General features: G+C 71.0%; 18 protein-coding genes. 11 read left to right on the top strand and 7 right to left on the bottom strand.

Features of this window, described 5'->3' with window-relative positions; translation table 11 throughout:
- Window positions 1-165: 165 nt before the first annotated feature.
- Genes LUU90_RS26105 through LUU90_RS26095 form a run of 3 tightly spaced genes read right to left on the bottom strand, consistent with a single transcriptional unit; the run spans window position 166 to window position 2395 of the window.
- Window positions 166-900 carry a hypothetical protein gene (locus LUU90_RS26105; protein WP_275007252.1) on the bottom strand — a complete coding sequence of 245 codons (735 nt, stop codon included), beginning with the start codon at window positions 898-900 and terminating at the stop codon, window positions 166-168.
- Window positions 897-1685 carry an ABC transporter permease gene (locus LUU90_RS26100; protein WP_275007251.1) on the bottom strand — a complete coding sequence of 263 codons (789 nt, stop codon included), beginning with the start codon at window positions 1683-1685 and terminating at the stop codon, window positions 897-899. Before LUU90_RS26100 ends, LUU90_RS26105 begins: the two co-directional genes overlap by 4 nt.
- Window positions 1682-2395 carry an ABC transporter ATP-binding protein gene (locus tag LUU90_RS26095; RefSeq protein ID WP_275007249.1) on the bottom strand — a complete coding sequence of 238 codons (714 nt, stop codon included), beginning with the start codon at window positions 2393-2395 and terminating at the stop codon, window positions 1682-1684. Before LUU90_RS26095 ends, LUU90_RS26100 begins: the two co-directional genes overlap by 4 nt.
- 131 nt (window positions 2396-2526) lie before the next feature.
- On the opposite strand from LUU90_RS26095, the gene LUU90_RS26090 reads away from it, so the two are divergent.
- Window positions 2527-3441 carry a sensor histidine kinase gene (locus LUU90_RS26090; RefSeq protein WP_275007248.1) on the top strand — a complete coding sequence of 305 codons (915 nt, stop codon included), beginning with the start codon at window positions 2527-2529 and terminating at the stop codon, window positions 3439-3441.
- Window positions 3438-4145 carry a response regulator gene (locus tag LUU90_RS26085; RefSeq protein WP_275007247.1) on the top strand — a complete coding sequence of 236 codons (708 nt, stop codon included), beginning with the start codon at window positions 3438-3440 and terminating at the stop codon, window positions 4143-4145. The genes LUU90_RS26090 and LUU90_RS26085 overlap by 4 nt, the downstream gene beginning before the upstream one ends.
- A gap of 9 nt (window positions 4146-4154) precedes the next feature.
- Here the strand turns inward: LUU90_RS26085 and LUU90_RS26080 are convergent, their stop codons facing one another.
- The 4 genes from LUU90_RS26080 to LUU90_RS26065 all read right to left on the bottom strand — a co-directional run bounded on the left by LUU90_RS26080 (window position 4155) and on the right by LUU90_RS26065 (window position 8755).
- A complete protein-coding gene (locus LUU90_RS26080) occupies window positions 4155-5075 on the bottom strand; it encodes a COX15/CtaA family protein (RefSeq protein ID WP_275007245.1) in 921 nt (306 codons plus the stop codon).
- Between the two features lie 192 nt (window positions 5076-5267).
- Complete coding sequence (locus LUU90_RS26075) at window positions 5268-6482, bottom strand: S8 family peptidase (RefSeq protein ID WP_275007243.1); 1215 nt, start codon at window positions 6480-6482, stop codon at window positions 5268-5270.
- Window positions 6483-6869: 387 nt separating this feature from the next.
- On the bottom strand, window positions 6870-7646 hold the full coding sequence (locus LUU90_RS26070) for an ABC transporter permease (protein ID WP_275007241.1): 777 nt from the start codon (window positions 7644-7646) through the stop codon (window positions 6870-6872).
- Window positions 7643-8755: an ABC transporter ATP-binding protein gene (locus LUU90_RS26065; RefSeq protein ID WP_425596307.1), complete on the bottom strand. Its 1113-nt coding sequence runs from the start codon at window positions 8753-8755 to the stop codon at window positions 7643-7645. Before LUU90_RS26065 ends, LUU90_RS26070 begins: the two co-directional genes overlap by 4 nt.
- A 223-nt stretch (window positions 8756-8978) precedes the next feature.
- Between LUU90_RS26065 and LUU90_RS26060 the strand changes: the two genes are divergently transcribed.
- The 9 genes from LUU90_RS26060 to LUU90_RS26020 form a co-directional block, all read left to right on the top strand.
- The gene (locus tag LUU90_RS26060) at window positions 8979-9743 is read left to right on the top strand and encodes a helix-turn-helix transcriptional regulator (protein WP_275007239.1); all 765 of its coding nucleotides are present in this window, start codon (window positions 8979-8981) and stop codon (window positions 9741-9743) included.
- Window positions 9743-11179: a Fe-S cluster assembly protein SufB gene (gene sufB / locus LUU90_RS26055; RefSeq protein ID WP_275007237.1), complete on the top strand. Its 1437-nt coding sequence runs from the start codon at window positions 9743-9745 to the stop codon at window positions 11177-11179. The genes LUU90_RS26060 and sufB overlap by 1 nt, the downstream gene beginning before the upstream one ends.
- Window position 11180: 1 nt before the next feature.
- Window positions 11181-12398 carry a Fe-S cluster assembly protein SufD gene (gene sufD, locus LUU90_RS26050; protein ID WP_275007236.1) on the top strand — a complete coding sequence of 406 codons (1218 nt, stop codon included), beginning with the start codon at window positions 11181-11183 and terminating at the stop codon, window positions 12396-12398.
- Window positions 12395-12739, top strand: coding sequence for a non-heme iron oxygenase ferredoxin subunit (locus LUU90_RS26045; protein WP_275007234.1), 345 nt, complete (start codon window positions 12395-12397; stop codon window positions 12737-12739). The genes sufD and LUU90_RS26045 overlap by 4 nt, the downstream gene beginning before the upstream one ends.
- A gap of 37 nt (window positions 12740-12776) precedes the next feature.
- Window positions 12777-13547, top strand: a complete 771-nt coding sequence (gene sufC, locus LUU90_RS26040) for a Fe-S cluster assembly ATPase SufC (RefSeq protein ID WP_275007232.1) — start codon at window positions 12777-12779, stop codon at window positions 13545-13547.
- Between the two features lie 30 nt (window positions 13548-13577).
- A complete protein-coding gene (locus tag LUU90_RS26035; protein ID WP_275007230.1) occupies window positions 13578-14894 on the top strand; it encodes a cysteine desulfurase in 1317 nt (438 codons plus the stop codon).
- Between the two features lie 55 nt (window positions 14895-14949).
- On the top strand, window positions 14950-15429 hold the full coding sequence (sufU, locus tag LUU90_RS26030; protein ID WP_275007229.1) for a Fe-S cluster assembly sulfur transfer protein SufU: 480 nt from the start codon (window positions 14950-14952) through the stop codon (window positions 15427-15429).
- 10 nt (window positions 15430-15439) lie between these two features.
- The gene (locus LUU90_RS26025; RefSeq protein WP_275007227.1) at window positions 15440-15817 is read left to right on the top strand and encodes a metal-sulfur cluster assembly factor; all 378 of its coding nucleotides are present in this window, start codon (window positions 15440-15442) and stop codon (window positions 15815-15817) included.
- Between the two features lie 820 nt (window positions 15818-16637).
- A partial coding sequence (locus LUU90_RS26020; RefSeq protein WP_275006388.1) for a manganese catalase family protein occupies window positions 16638-16742 on the top strand: 105 nt, incomplete at its 3' end.

Here is a 16742-nt window from a genome sequence, read left to right as displayed (position 1 = left end):
ATTCACACCGGGGCCCCGGTCGGGGCCGTGGGGCAGCGGGCCTACCCGGGAACCCTTCGTGAGGTCGCGTCTGGCATGGGCGAGCGCGAGGTTCGGCGAGCAGCACACCAACCCGGCGCTGGTCGGGTTGCGCAGGGCCGCGCGCACGGGTCTGTCCGACCGCTGTCACGGGTCACGCCGGACGAACAGCATCGCGGCGGTTCCGCCGATCAGCGCTATCCAGGCGAGCATGACCAGCGCCCCCGTAGCCGCCGACAGCACGGCGTCGGTCGGGTCGTACAGCTGCATGGCGGCCCGGTCGGGAAGCCAGCGGGCGTGCCGGGTGAGCCCGCCGAGCAGCGGCGAGACGATCAGCACGAGGCTGAGCGTCCCGGCGAGCGCGGGGACCAGGTGCCGTACCAGCAGGGCGACCGCATGGGCGAGCAGCCCGACGAGGACCAGGTAGGCGACGGCCCCGACCACCGGCCACGGGTCCACTACTCCCTCGACCGGCGGTGCGTCGAGCAAGCTACCGGTGAGCGCCGTCGCGGCTACAACCCCGCCGACGGTCAGCGCCGCCGCGAGGGTCAGCCCGAGGAGCGTGGCGACGCTCTTTCCGGCCAGGAGCAGGCCGCGACGCGGGACGGCGGCGAGGCTGGTGCGGAGCTGAGCGCCGGCGTACTCGTGGGTGACCGGGAGGACGCCGAGCAGGATCAGCCCGGTCTGGACGAACGGGACTGCCTGGATCGTCACGGTGATGCCCGACGCGGGTGCTCCCTGGTCGACGAGCTGGGCCGTGAGCGCGGTGGCGATCAGGGCACCGACCACGGCCGTGCCGACTGCGGTCAGTGTCGCGACGGGCAGGGTGCGCAGCTTGCTGAGCTCGGCGCCGACGGCGTTCATGACGCGTGGCCCGGTCATGCGTCCCGCCGGGAGAGGACAACGCCGGCGACGGCCAGCAGAGCGAGTGTCCAGGCGGCCATGACGACTGCACCAGGTCCGGTGTCGAGCCCGCCCTCCACCGTGGGCATCCCGAGGAAGAGCCGTCGGCCGGCCATGTCGGGCAGCCAGTGGGCGAGCGGGGTGACGTTGGTCAGCAGCAGGGAGAACGAAACGAGCGAGCTGTTCACGATGAGCACGATCAGCGGGATGATCCCGCTGCGGGCGAGGGTGGTGATCGCGAGCGCCATCAGGCCGGTCAGCGTCCAGTAGAGGGCGGCACCGACGGATCGGACGAGGGCGTCGTCGAGGCTGACGGTCTCGGGTGGGCCGGCCCCGATCAGGAGCCGTGCCACGGCCGCACTGGCCGGGATCGTGGCGGCGGCCGTTATCGCGACGAGCAGCACCACGGTCAGGGCCTTGGCCACCAGCAGGCCGGTCCGGCGCGGGCTCGCGGTCAGGGTGGCGGTGATCTGCCGGCCGCTCCCGGCGTCGGTGCGGTTGGCGGCGTACTCGCTGCTCATCACGACGACACCGATCACCACCGCGCCCACCGTGCCGAGCGGAACGGCCGCGTACGCGGTGTCGAACGCGGAGTAGGACGCGACGGACTCTCGTGCGACGGAATCGAGGGCCGCGCGGACGGCGACGGCGTTGAGCACGGTCACACCGACGGAACCGAGGAGGGTCACCGCGAGGGCGACCCAGGTCGCGGGGAGGGTGACCGCCTTGCGCAGCTCGGCGACGAACGTGTTGCGGAAGCTCATCGGGCCACCCCCTGCTCGGGGCTCGTCAGAGCGAAGAAGGCGTCCTCGAGGCTCGCATGCCCCGCTGTCACCTCGTCCAGCGTCCCGGCGGCGACGATGCGTCCGCCGGAGATCACCACGAGGTCGTCCGCGATCCCGGCCACCTCGCTCATGAGGTGACTGGACAGCAGCACGGTGCCGCCGTTGTCGGCGTGCCCGCGCAGCAGACCGCGGATCCAGCGGATGCCCTCCGGGTCGAGGCCGTTGACCGGCTCGTCCAGCACGAGCGCCTCTGGTTCGCCCAGCAAGGCCGCGGCCAGCCCCAGCCGCTGGCCCATGCCGAGGGAGAAGCGCCCGACACGCACCCGCCCGGAATCGGCGAGCCCCACCTGCTCGAGAACCTCGCCGATCCGACGGCCTGGCATCCCGTTGCTGCGGGCGACCCACGCCAGATGGTCCCGCGCGGTCCGGGAACGGTGCGCACCGGACCCGTCCAGCATCGATCCGACGGTTCGCAGCGGGGCCCGCAGGCTCCGGTACGGGCGCCCACCGACGAGCGCGCGGCCGCCGTCCGCCCGGTCCAGACCGAGCAGGATGCGGAGCGTCGAGGACTTACCGGCACCGTTCGGGCCGAGGAACGCGGTCACCCGGCCAGGCCGGGCGGTAAAGCCGATCCGGTTCAGGACGGTGCGGGACCCGTGGCGCTTGACGAGCTCTTCGATCAGAAGCATGCCCCCATCCCAGCCCCCACGGCCGGGCCCGTCATCGGCCCCAGGGCAGGACTTCGCGTTCTCGGTCCGACCGGGGTCCATCGGACCCAGGGCCGATGTGCCGTGCAGCTCCGAAACCTAGACTCGGCAGCGTGGAATCGACTGCTCGACCCGTGCTCCGGTCACGGGTATGGCTCACCGCGGCCCTCGTCCTCGCGGCGCTCACCGTCGTGCTGGCGACCGTCGGCGTCGAGCGGCCGGTCACGGTCATCACCTCGGTGCTGCTCGCCGGGGTCATCGCGTTCGTGGTGCTGATCTGGGCGCTGGTCCGGTCCGGGCAGCAGCGCCGCGCGTACGAGGAGGACCTGACCGCGTGGGCCGCCGAACGCGCCGCCCAGGCAGAACGTCTGCGCATCGCCCGCGACCTGCACGACCTCGCCTCGCACGGGCTCGGCCTCATCACCGTGCGCGCCGCGGCCGCCCGCACCCTCGACGGGGCGTCCGGTGACGCGGAGCGCGCCCGGGCGCTCGCGGACATCGAACGGACCGGCCGCGCCGCCACCACCGAGCTGCGCCGCATGCTCGGGGTCCTGCGGACGCCGGGTAGCGAGGCCGTGCCACTCCGGCCGGCGGAGACCCTGGCGGACCTGGGCGCCGTCGTCGAAGCCGCCCGGATCGGCGGGATCACCGCGGGCCTGGACGTCGAGGACCTCGGCGTCGTGTCGGCGGGGGCGCAGCTGACGGTGTGCGCGATAGTCCGTGAGTCGCTGGCGAACACCGCCCGCCATGCCGGACCGGTCCGGGCTCGTGTCGTGGTCCGGCGCGACGGCGGGACGGTGGTGGTCAGCGTCGAGGACGATGGTCCGGCACCAGGCTGGAGGCCGCACCCGGGTGCCGGACAAGGCCTCACGGGTCTGCGCGAGCGCGTGGCGACCCTGGGCGGCACACTGCGCGCGGGAGCAGCAGGGCCGGGGTTCCGGGTCACCGCGCGGCTGCCTGACACCGTCTCCGACGAGTGCCCGAGCGGGTCCTCGTCGTCGAGCACGCCCGACGCGGTGCACCGTTGACCGCCCCGGTCGGCGTGCTCGTCGTGGACGACCAGCCGCTCATCCGGCACAGCCTGCGGATCGTCGTGGACGGTGCGCCTGGTCTCTCCGTCGTGGGCGAGGCGGGCACCGGCGCGGACGCCGTCCGGCATGCCGTGCGGTTACGGCCCGACATCGTGCTCATGGACATCCGGATGCCCGGCGGTGACGGCATCGACGCGACCCGGCGTATCACCGAGGATCCAGCCCTGGGACACACCCGCGTGCTCGTGCTGAGCATGTTCGAGCTTGACGAGTACGTCCACGCCGCCCTCCGTGCCGGCGCCAGCGGCTTCCTGCTCAAGGACGCGGAGCCCGCGCGGCTCGTCGACGCCGTCCGGCGCACCCACGCCGGCGAGTCCCTGTTCGCGCCGAGCATCCTGACCCGGCTCGTCGCGCACTATGTCGACCGGCCCGCCGTTGCTGGCACGGTGCCGGAGCCCCGGCAGGTACGCGGCCCCGATGTGCTCACCGAGCGCGAGAGAGAGGTGCTGACGCAGGTGGGCCGTGGTCTCTCCAACGACGAGATCGCCCGGGCGCTCAGCATCTCGATGGGGACGGTCAAGTCCCACATGGGCAGCCTGCTCGCCAAGCTCCACGCCCGTGACCGGGCCCAGCTGGTCATCGCCGCGTACGAGCACGGCCTGGTCGGTACCGCCAGTGCACCGAAACCCGCGGGGGAGTAGCCCGACTCGTCAGCGCACCCGCGTGGTCAGCACGACCCGGGTCGTCCCCGCGATGAGCACCGCGGCGCCGATCATGTGCAGCCCCACCAGCAGCTCGGGCAGATCGGTGAAGTACTGCACGTACCCGATGAGGCCCTGGGCCAACGTGATCCCGAGCAGGATCAGTGCGGCGCGGCGTACCGGCGCCGGCCCGCCGCGCACGGACACCAGGTAGGCGACCAGGACTGCCAGGAACGCCCACACCGCTGCGGCGTGCCACTTGGTCAGCAGCGCCGGGTCGATGGCGATCCGGTAGCCCACCTCGGCGTCGCCGCTGTGCGGGCCGGCGCCGGTGGTGAGCACACCGAGCACGACGACGGCGGCGGTCAGCCCGGCCAGCGTCCACGCCAGGGCACGCGCGCGCGGACCGACCACGAGTGTCGGGGCGCTGTCGCCCTCGCCGGACCGGTGCAGCAGGTACAACGACGCGGCCACGAGCGCACCCGAGACACCGAAGTGCAGCGAGACCCAGCCGGGGTGCAGGTGCAGCAGCACCACGATGCCGCCGATCAGGGCCTGCATCAGCACGCCCACGATCGGTACGAGCCCGAGCGCACGGTAGGACGCGGAACGCTTCAGGTCGGTCCACACCGCCACCGCGACGAGCACCGCGATGACCCCCAGCACACCGGTCAGCGTGCGGTTCCCGAACTCGATGTACGGGTGCAGCGAGGTGGCCTCGTGGAACTGCGGGGTGAACTGACCCGGTTCGCAGTTCGGCCACGTGGAGCAACCCAAGCCCGACCCGGTCAGACGAACGGCACCGCCGGTCCCGATGATGCCGATCTGACCGACCAGGTTTGCGATGAGGACGGCGCGGGTCCAGTGGCGGAAGCGGTCGAGACGGCCGGCGAGCGCGGCAGACCGGGAGGTGGGGGCGGTTGCGGTCACAGCCCAACGCTAGCGGCCGACGAAGGCGTCGCCTCCCGCACGGGCACTGGAAGTGCTGTGATTCTTTGCCGACGAGCTGTCAGGATCGCCACACGACCCCCCGGTGTGACAGCCGCCCGGGTCCAGTCGCGACAGACGCCCGGGTCACGGGAGCGACCTGGGCGTCTGACACGTGCGGGTCTGTCCGGTACGTCAAAGACCGCTGATGTTCAGCAGCAGGTTGGGCGAGCCGGTGCCCGGGTCGGTCACGACGTCCGGCAGGGCCGCACCCGTCAGGGCGTCGCCGACCTCCGCGGGCGTGGCCACGGGGTTGCCGCCCAGGACGAGCGCCGCGGCGCCGGCGACGTGCGGCGTGGCCATCGAGGTGCCGCTGATGGTGTTTGTCGCGGTGTCATCGGTGTACCAGGCCGACGTGATGTCGGTACCCGGCGCGAAGATGTCCACGCAGGTGCCGATGTTCGAGTAGGACGCGCGGGCGTCGGTGTCCTCGGAGGCGCCCACCGTGATCGCCTCCGCGGTGGAGCTCGGCGAGCCGTCGCAGGCGTCCGCCCCGCTGTCGTTACCCGCCGCGAGAGCGAAGGTGACGCCGTCCGCGACGGCTGCGGACACCGCGTCGTTCACCGCCTGGGAGAAGCCGCCGCCGAGCGACATGTTGGCCACTGCCGGCTCGCCTGCGGCGTGGTCGGCAGCCACCCAGTCGATGCCGGCGATGACGCCGTCGAAGCTGCCCGAGCCGTCGCAGCCCAGGACGCGGACCGCGACGAGCGAGACGTCCTTGGCGACGCCGTGCTCCGAGCCGCCCACGGTGCCGGCCACGTGCGTGCCGTGCCCCGCGCAGTCGGTGGCGTCGTCGTCGCCGTCCACGGTGTCGACGCCGCTGACCGCACGACCGCCGAAGTCCTCGTGGGTGGTCAGGATGCCGGTGTCGATGATGTACGCCTTCACGTCCGTGCCCGAGTTCCCGTAGGTGTACGAGTCGTCGAGCGGCAGCGTTGCCTGGTCGATCCGGTCCAGGCCCCAGGAGGGCACCGGCGACTGCGTGTCGGTCGCCGTCATCACGCGGTTCTGCTCCACATACGCGACGGACGGGTCGGCCTCGAGCTTCTTCGCCTGGCCGGGCGACATCGACGCGGAGAAGCCCCGCACCGCGGTGGTGTAGGAGTGGCGCACCTCGCCGCCGTACTTCTTCACGAGGCCGTTGGCCGTGCTCTTTACCTCGGACCTGGCGACGTCGCCGTCCTTCAGCACGACGATGTACGAGTCCTCGATCAGTGCGCCCGCGACGGGCGCCGGCGCCTCGTCCGGCGCCGACGACGCCACGGCGGCCGCGGCCGGTGCCGCAGCGAGTGCGATCGCGATGCCGGCACCGACGATCAGCCGACGGCGGTTGCTGTTGGTGGGAGTCACTTTGCCTCCTGGGGAATGTAGGTGAAGTGAACCCTAAATGGGCAAATTTCACCCGCATACCCCACGAGTTGGTCATACCTTCCACCTATGGCGACGGGTAGGTGTTTACCCGGACGGGTGATCGGGCTGCGCGGCCGGTGGGCTGGACGACGCATCAACGCGCCGTTTGCGGACTGAGATCGGTCGGTTGCAGAGCCCGCACTCCGAGATCGGTCGCTTGCCATGAGATCGGTCGTTTGACTGACCGATCTCATGGCAACGGACCGAAGTCGCCGGAGCCAGTTGGGCAGCGGACCGAAGTCGCTGGAGCCGGCTGGGCAACAGACCGAAGTCGCCGGAGCTGTTCCGCAACCGAGCGACGTCGCAGGCTGGGCGGCTCTCGTCCGGTCAGTGCCAGCGGAAGAGGCGGGCGGCGCCGGCGCCGAGCGCGGCGGTCCAGCCCAGCAGGATCACCACCGAGAACGCCGGCACGGAGCCGTGCAGGAGCGCGCCCCGCATCGCCTCGCCCAGCGCGCCCGACGGCAGCAGGACCGCAGCGTGTGCCAGCGGGCCGGCGAGCTGCGCGGCGGGCAGCAGCACGCCGCCGCCCACGGTGAGCAGCACAAGGACGAGGTTCGCCACGGCGAGCACGCCCTCGGCACGCAGGGTCCCCGCCAGCAGTAGCGCGAGGGCGGTGAACGCGGCGGTCCCCAGGAGCCCTGCGCCGACGACGGCGGGCAGCGCGCCCAGCTCGGGCCGCCACCCGAGGGCCACGGCGACGCCCGCGATGACGACGATCTGAACCACCTCGACGGCGAGCACACCGAGAACCTTGCCGGCCAGCAGGCCGGTACGGCCCAGCGGGGTGGTGGCCATGAGCCGGAGCACGCCGTTGCGCCGGTCGAACGCGGTGGCGATCGCCTGGGACGTGAACGCCGTCGACATCACCGCCAGCGCCAGCACACCCGGCGTCACGAAGTCGATGCGTGTGTACCCCTGTGTGTCGAGGTCCAGGAACGAGGTGCGCACGAGGCCCACCAGCACCAGCACGGGCAGCACGATGGTCACGAGCAGCTGCTCGCCGTTGCGCAGGATCGCGCGCGTCTCGAACGAGGCCTGGGCCGCGATCCGGCGGACGGCAGGCGCGGCGGCCGGTGTGGCCGACGGCGCGGTCTGGACGCTCATCGCAGGTTTCTCCCGGTGAGGTCGAGGAAGACGTCCTCGAGGGTGCGGCGGCCAGTGGTGACCGACCGGGCCAGCACGCCGCGCTCGGCGAGCCACGCCGTCACGGCGGCGAGCGCCGCCGGGTCGACCGCCCCGGTCAGCGTGTACACCCCTGCCTCGCACTCGGAGCCGACCCACCCGTCCTGCCCACTTCCCTGCCCACTTTGTTGAGTGCTGGGTATTTGTTGGGCTGGAGGGCTCTGACTCGACAAATACCCAGCACTCAACGAGGTGGAGGGCGTGTTGAGGGTCGTGAGCAGAGGGGTCAGGTCCAGGCCTGGCGCGGCCTCTATGCGGACGGTGCCCGGTCCCGTGCCCGCGTCGGTCAGCTCGCGGACGCTGCCGGACGCGATCACGCGGCCGTGGTCCACGACGTGGACGTGGTCGGCGAGGTCGGCGGCCTCGTCCATGAGGTGGGTGGTCAGGACGATGGCGACGCCGTCGGCGCGCAGCTCACGCACGAGGTCCCAGACGGCGCGCCGGCTCTGGGGGTCCATGCCGGCGCTGGGCTCGTCGAGGAACACGACGTCGGGCCGTCCGACGACCGCCGCGGCGAGGGCCACGCGCTGACGCTGCCCGCCGGAGAGCCGGCGCACGGTGGTGCGGGCGAAGCCGTGCAGGCCCAGTCGGTCGGCGAGCTCGTCCACGGGGCGCGGGGTGGCGTACATGGCGGCGACATGGCGCAGCAGCTCCAGCGCGCGTACGCCGGTGGGGAGGCCGCCGTCCTGCAGCATGACGCCGACGCGGGGGCGCAGGGCGCGGGCGTCGGCGACGGGGTCGCGGCCGAGCACGCGGACGGTGCCGCCGTCGGGGGAGCGGAGGCCCTCGCAGCACTCGATGGTGGTCGTCTTGCCCGCGCCGTTGGGGCCGAGGACGGCGGTGACGGCGCCGGGGCGGGCGACCAGGTCGAGGCCGTCCACCACCGCGCGGCCGTCGTAGCGTTTGACGAGGCCGCGCACCTCGACGGCGACCGCCTGGTCGGGGTCGGTGGCCGCGCCGGCGGCGCTGGTCGTGGTGGCGCCTGCGGTGGCCGGGTCGGGGTCGATCGCGGGCGCGTCGGACAAGGGCACCGCACAATCGTAGGTGGCGGCGCGCGGACCGTCGTCGTATCTACGTGACCTGGGTGTGGACCACACGTGTGAGATGTGTCGCGATCGGGCCGAACTGAGGCTCGCCTTCCTTGCGCATCTCGAATTAGGGAACAAGGATGTTCTCAAAAGCATTGGCGTCTACGAAGGCGTGCACACCCGGGGTGAACCATGCCTGCGGGACGACGTGAGGGAGGTGACCAGCATGAGCGCAGCGACACAGGTGGCGACGGGGCACGTGGCGAGCCACGAGACCGACGGCACCACGCGTCGGCGAGTGCTCGAGCTCGTCGCCTCCCGTGGCCCGGTCACTGCCGGCGCCCTCGCCGCCGTCCTGGAGCTGACCGCTCCGGCGGTGCGTCGGCACCTGACCCTCCTGGAGGAGGACGGCAAGATCGCCGTCCACGAGGCCTCGCGGTCGGGCGTGCCCCGCCGCGGCCGCCCCGCACGGCGGTACGTCGTCACGGGCGGCGGCCAGTCCGAGCTGGCCGGCGGCTACCAGGAGATCGCGCGGCAGGTCCTGCGGTTCCTGCGGGACACTGGCGGCAGCGAGGCGGTCGCGGGCTTCGCCAAGGAGCGGTTCGACGCCGTCGCCCGCAGCTACGCGCCGCACCTCACCGCCGACACCGCCGAGGGCCGTGCCGCCCAGCTCGTCCAGCTGTTGTCCGCCGACGGCTACGCCGCATCCGTGCGGCCCGTCCCGGCACCGGTGACCGGTCCGACGGCCGGCACGGTGGCCCGTGCGGTGCAGCTCTGCCAGGGGCACTGCCCGGTCCAGCACGTGGCCGAGGAGTTCCCCGAGCTGTGCGAGCAGGAGGCCCGCGCGTTCAGCGAGCTGCTGGGCTCGCACGTCCAGCGCCTCGCGACCATCGCGGGCGGCGCGCACGCCTGCACCACGAACATCCCCGTGAACCTGCCCGTGAACATCCCCCTGAACCACCCCGCGACGACCCCCACCGAAGGAAAGTGATGAGCGCAGAAACGCAAGCGCCAGAGCAGCGCTCCGACGATGAGATCATCGCCAGCATCGGCTCTTACGAGTACGGCTGGCACGACAGCGATGCCGCGGGTATGTCCGCGCAGCGTGGACTGAGCGAAGAGGTTGTCCGCAACATCTCGGCTCTGAAGAACGAGCCCGAGTGGATGCTGAACCAGCGCCTCAAGGCGCTGCGCCTCTTCGGCAAGAAGCCCATGCCGAGCTGGGGATCCGACCTGTCGGGCATCCACTTCGACAAGATCAAGTACTTCGTGCGGTCCACGGAGAAGCAGGCGACCTCCTGGGAGGACCTGCCCGAGGACATCAAGAACACGTACGACAAGCTCGGCATCCCCGAGGCCGAGAAGCAGCGCCTCGTCGCGGGCGTCGCTGCCCAGTACGAGTCCGAGGTCGTCTACCACCAGATCCGTGAGGACCTGGAGGAGCAGGGTGTCATCTTCGTCGACACCGACACCGGCCTGCGCGACTACCCGGAGCTGTTCCAGGAGTACTTCGGCACGGTCATCCCGTCCGGCGACAACAAGTTCTCCGCGCTGAACTCCGCCGTGTGGTCGGGTGGCTCGTTCGTCTACGTGCCGCCGGGCGTGCACGTGGAGATCCCGCTCCAGGCCTACTTCCGGATCAACACCGAGAACATGGGCCAGTTCGAGCGCACGCTGATCATCGCCGACGAGGGCTCCTACGTGCACTACGTCGAGGGCTGCACGGCGCCGATCTACACGTCGGACTCCCTGCACTCCGCGGTCGTCGAGATCATCGTCAAGAAGAACGCCCGCGTTCGCTACACGACGATCCAGAACTGGTCGAACAACGTGTACAACCTGGTCACCAAGCGCGCCACGGCCGCTGAGGGTGCCCAGATGGAGTGGGTCGACGGCAACATCGGCTCCAAGGTCACCATGAAGTACCCGGCGATCTACCTGCTGGGCGAGCACGCCCGCGGCGAGACGCTGTCCATCGCCTTCGCCGGCGAGGGCCAGCACCAGGACGCCGGCGCCAAGATGGTGCACGCGGCGCCGAACACCTCGTCGTCGATCGTGAGCAAGTCCGTGGCGCGCGGCGGCGGCCGCACGTCCTACCGCGGTCTGGTCCAGGTGCTCGAGGGCGCCTCCCACTCCGCGTCCAACGTCCTCTGCGACGCGCTGCTGGTGGACCAGATCTCCCGCAGCGACACCTACCCGTACGTGGACGTCCGCGAGGACGACGTGTCCATGGGGCACGAGGCCACGGTCTCGCGGGTGAGCGAGGACCAGCTGTTCTACCTCATGTCCCGAGGCATGGAGGAGACCGAGGCCATGGCCATGATCGTGCGCGGGTTCGTCGAGCCCATCGCGCGTGAGCTGCCCATGGAGTACGCACTCGAGCTCAACCGCCTCATCGAGCTGCAGATGGAAGGGTCCGTCGGCTGATATGACGACTGCTACCACTGATCTGACGACAGATCACTCGCGCGCTGTTGCCGACGGCGCCCACACGCACGGCGCCGTCAAGCCCCAGGGCTCACGAGCCGAGCGCCGCACCTCGTTCTCCCTGGAGGACATCCCGATCCCGGCCGGCCGCGAGGAGGAGTGGCGCTTCTCCCCGGCCGACCGACTCCAGCCGCTGTTCCAGGCCGACCTCGGCAGCTCCGGCGTCACGGTCGAGGTGACCGCGGCCCCCGAGGTCACCGTCGAGACCGTCGGCCGCGACGACGCCCGCCTCGGCACCGCCGGCAAGCCCGGCGACCGGACGGCCGTCACCGCGTGGAACGCCTTCCAGCAGGCCACGATCGTGACGATCCCCAAGGAGGCGGTGGCTTCCGACGTCACCTCCGTGCGCGTCCGGGGCGTCTCGCAGGACGCGAGCGCGGCCCACGTGCTGGTCCGCGCCGAGCGGCACTCCGAGGCAGTGGTGGTCCTGGACCACGACGGCGTCGGCACGCTCGCCGAGACCGTCGAGATCGTCGTCGAGGACGGCGCGCAGCTCACCGTCGTCAGCGTCCAGGACTGGGCCGACGGCGCCGTGCACGCCTCCTCGCACCGGGCCCGCATCGGGCGCGACGCGAAGCTCAAGCACGTCGTCGTGACGTTCGGCGGCGACGTCGTGCGCGTCACCCCGGACGCCGAGTTCACCGCCGAGGGTGGCGAGGTCGAGATGGTGGGCCTCTACTTCGCGGACACGAACCAGCACCAGGAGCACCGCCTCTTCGTGGACCACGCGGTGCCGGACTGCAAGTCCCGCGTGACCTACAAGGGCGCACTGCAGGGTGCCGGCGCGCACACCGTCTGGGTGGGCGACGTCCTGATCCGGGCGGCCGCCGAGAACACCGACACCTACGAGCTCAACCGCAACCTCGTCCTGTCGGACGGCGCACGCGCGGACTCGGTGCCGAACCTCGAGATCGAGACCGGCGAGATCGCCGGCGCCGGCCACGCCAGCGCCACCGGCCGGTTCGACGACGAGCAGCTCTTCTACCTTCAGGCTCGCGGCATCCCCGAGACCGAGGCGCGCAAGCTCGTCGTGCGCGGCTTCTTCGCCGAGCTCATCCACGAGATCGGCGTCCCGTCGGTCGAGGAGCGCCTGCTCGCCTCCATCGAGGCCGAGCTGGAGAAGTCGATGAGCGTGATCACCGGAGCACCGACCGCATGACCGCGCAGCTGGCCTGTATGACCGACGACCTGGGGCCCGAGGAGGCGATGCTCGTCGAGCTCGACGGCGCCGACGGTGCCCCGGTCGCGGTCGCGGTGGCACGTGACGCTGACGGCAACTTCCACGCCGTCTCCGACATCTGCTCCCACGGCGCGGTCTCGCTGTCCGAGGGCGAGGTGGAGGGCTGCCTGGTCGAGTGCTGGCTGCACGGCTCCCAGTTCGACCTGCGGACCGGTCAGCCCGTCCAGCTTCCGGCGGTGCGCCCCGTGCCCGTCTACCCGGTGACGGTGGACGGCGACAAGGTGCTCGTCGACATCGACGTCACCGTGCCTGTTTCCTGAATCTTCTGACTTCGCAAGCAAACCTGGAGTAACCGATATGCCCACCCTCGAGATCCGCGACCTGCACGTCAGCGTCGAGACCAAGGAAGGCCCCAAGCCGATCCTGCGCGGTGTCGACCTGACCATCGCCAGCGGTGAGACCCACGCCATCATGGGCCCCAACGGCTCGGGCAAGTCCACCCTCGCGTCGGCACTCGCCGGCCACCCCAAGTACACCGTCACCTCGGGTACCGCCACGCTCGACGGCGAGGACCTGCTGGCCATGTCCGTCGACGAGCGCGCCCGCGCCGGCCTCTTCCTCGCCATGCAGTACCCGGTCGAGGTCTCCGGCGTGTCGGTCGCGAACTTCCTGCGCACCGCCAAGACCGCCATCTCCGGTGAGGCCCCCGCCCTGCGGACGTGGGGCAAGGAGGTCCGGGGCGCGATGGAGAACCTCCGCATGGACACGGCCTTCGCCGAGCGCTCCGTGAACGAGGGCTTCTCCGGTGGTGAGAAGAAGCGCCACGAGATCCTGCAGATGGAGCTCTTCAAGCCCCGCTTCGCGATCCTCGACGAGACCGACTCCGGCCTCGACGTCGACGCGCTGCGCGTCGTGTCCGAGGGCGTGAACCGGGCCAAGGAGCAGACCGACGTCGGCATCCTGCTCATCACGCACTACACGCGCATCCTGCGTTACATCAAGCCCGACTTCGTGCACGTCTTCGTCGACGGCAAGATCGCCGAGGAGGGTGGCTCCGAGCTGGCCGACCGCCTCGAGGAAGAGGGCTACGACAAGTACCTCGGCGCGAACAAGACGGTCTCGGCCTGATTCACCGCTGACGTACCACGAGGGGACATCATGACCACCACCGCCACCGTGCGCCCGGACGACGCGTCCGCCACAGCGCTCTCGACGACCGAGCTGGCCGCCGTGCGCGCGGACTTCCCGCTGCTCGAGCGCACGGTGCGGGGTGGTCAGCCCCTCGTCTACCTGGACTCCGCCGCGACGTCCCAGAAGCCGCAGGTCGTGCTCGACGCCGGGGTGGACTTCTACGAGCAGCGCAACGCCGCGGTCCACCGCGGCGCGCACCAGCTCGCCGAGGAGGCCACCGAGGCGTTCGAGCAGGCGCGTGCGGCGGTCGCCGCGTTCGTCGGGGCCGACGAGGGCGAGATCGTCTGGCAGCCGGGCGCGACCGCCGCGATCAACGTGGTGGCCTACGCCTTCTCCAACGCGACACTCGGTCGCGGCGGCGACGCGGCCGAGCGGTTCCGGCTCGCGCCGGGCGATGAGATCGTCGTCACCGAGGCGGAGCACCACGCCAACCTCGTGCCGTGGCAGGAGCTGTGCGCCCGTACCGGCGCCGTCCTGCGCTGGATCCCCGTGTCGGACGACGGCCGGCTCGACCTCTCGAACCTCGACGCGCTCGTCACCGAGCGCACCAAGGTCCTCGCGTTCGGGCACGTGTCGAACGTGACCGGGGCGGTCGCGCCCGTCGCGACGCTCGTCGCGGCCGCCCGTCGCGTGGGCGCCCTCACGGTGCTCGACGCCTGCCAGTCCGTGCCGAACATGCCGGTGGACTTCCACGCGCTCGGCGTCGACTTCGCCGCGTTCAGCGGCCACAAGATGCTCGGCCCCACCGGCGTCGGCGCGCTCTACGGGCGGCGTGAGCTGCTCGAGGCCATGCCGCCCACCATCACCGGTGGGTCCATGGTCGAGGTGGTGACCATGGAGAGCACCACGTACGCGCCGCCCCCGCAGCGCTTCGAGGCAGGCACCCAGATGGTCGCCCAGGCCGTCGGCATGGGTTGCGCGGCCCAGTACCTCGACGAGCTCGGCATGGAGGGCGTCGCCCGCCACGAGACCGAGCTGGCCGCCGAGATGCTGAAGATCGCCGACATCCCGGGGGTCCAGGTGATCGGGCCGCTCGATACGGCCAACAGGTTGGCGGTCGTCTCGTTCGTCGTCGACGGCGTGCACGCGCACGACGTCGGGCAGGTGCTGGACGACAAGGGCATCGCCGTCCGCGTGGGACACCACTGCGCGCAGCCGCTGCACCGCCGGTTCGGGGTGGCGGCGACGGCCCGCGCGTCGGCGTCGGTCTACACGACGGTCGAAGAGGTAGTGGCGTTCCGGGAAGCGTTGGCGGGGGTCCGAGCGTTCTTCGGAGCAGAGTGAGAACTTCGGCAAGGCTGTTCGGACGGTTGTCCGGACGATCGAGAGAGGCAGCGTCGTGAGCACGCTCGAGCAGATGTACCAGCAGGTGATCCTGGACCACGCGAAGCGTCCGGTGGGCCACGGGCTCGTCGAACTCGCGGCGGGTCACGGGCACCTCGCGGGGGAGTCGCACCAGGTGAACCCGACGTGCGGTGACGAGGTGACCCTCCGGGTCGACGTCACGCCGGCGGGCACGGTGGCGGGCGTCTCGTGGGAAGGGCAGGGATGCTCCATCTCCCAGGCCTCGGTGTCGGTCATGACCTCGCTGGTCGAGGGTGCGGACCTCGCCGAGGTGGCGCGGCTCGACGGCCTCTTCCACGACCTGATGTCCTCCCGTGGCAAGGGTCTGGACGACGACGCGGCCGAGGACGCCCTCGGCGACGCGACAGCCTTCACCGGTGTGTCGCAGTACCCCGCCCGAATCAAGTGCGCGCTGCTCGGCTGGGCGGCGCTCAAGGACTCGCTGGCGCGCAGCGGCGCGCTGGCAACGAGCTGAGGAGAGACCGATGACTGAGGCGAGTACCGAGGTCGGGCAGGAAGCCCCGGCCGCTCCCGCTGAGGGAGTGGGCCCGTCGCCCACCACTGCGGTGGACGTCGAGGAAGCGATGCGCGACGTGATCGACCCCGAGCTGGGGATCAACGTCGTCGACCTGGGCCTGGTGTACGGCATCCAGGTGGACCAGAACAACCACACGACCATCGACATGACGCTCACGTCGGCGGCCTGCCCGCTGACGGACGTGATCGAGGACCAGACCGCGCAGGCGCTCGAGGGCATCGTGGACGGGTTCCGCGTGAACTGGGTCTGGATGCCGCCGTGGGGTCCGGAGAAGATCACGGACGACGGCAAGGAGCAGCTGCGGATGCTCGGGTTCAACGTCTGAGTGTCGACCGGTGTCTGGCCTGATCTCCTGACCGGGCCAGATGCCGGTTCACCTGCGGTAAAACCTCCCAGCCCTCGGGACGGTGGTGGACAGAAGCGGCCTCCAGGGGTCAGCGCTGCCCAGCAACTGCGAATGGCGCTCCAGGCGGGCGGCGACCTGGATGCAGGGCCTGCTTGCGGTCCTCGCCGTTGAATTTCTTCGAGCAGTACCTGGGCCCCGCTCGGGGCCAAGCCACGTACGGCGACGTCCACGTCGCCGTACGCGTTGTAGTCCCGGTCCCAGGCGACGATCGCGTTGCCGTTCGCACCCATGGCGACGTCCGGGTTGCGGCTGCTGCCGTTGGTGCTGACCTGCTTGCAGGGCCTCACCCGCCGCGTCCAGCAACACGGTGCACATCAGTTCGCCGTCGGGCCACCAGGCCTTCGGTCGGCGCATGCCCTCGCTGGCCGCCGTCACCGGTGACGGCGACACCCCCTACGAGGTTTCCTGGTCGGGGAGTCCGACCGGCACGTCCTGCCCTCCGGTGTCGGCCCTGGGCTGCTGGCGCCGCTGGAGACGATGCTCACCGCGGACACCGTCCTGATGCCCGGCATCGAGGACCCGCTCGCCGTCCGCTCCGACTGAGGTGGGCAAGACGTTGTGCACGCTACTGGGCGGGTTATCCAAGCATCATCGAGCGGCGCGCAAAGGCAGAGCCCGAGGGCGCTTGACCCTCGACGTGCGAGTGGTTGGCCCGGTTATGAAAGTGGAGGGGTCGTTCGCCAGGGAGGCGAATGAACACCGGACACCACGAGCGCCACTACTTCGAGGGAGTACCGCTATGTTCTTCCATCGTCAGGAGCTGCAGCACACGGTCAAGCCAGAGAAGCCCGATGCCGTCTACGCCCGCAAGCTGCAGGAGGTGCTCGGTGGCCAGTACGGCGAG

Origin of the sequence: Promicromonospora iranensis (genome assembly GCF_028994775.1) — a bacterium.
In the GTDB taxonomy this organism is placed as follows: Bacteria; Actinomycetota; Actinomycetes; order Actinomycetales; family Cellulomonadaceae; genus Promicromonospora; species Promicromonospora iranensis_A.
The sequence above is the reverse complement of the archived record's forward strand: the minus strand, read 5'-3'. Positions and strand labels throughout refer to the sequence as shown.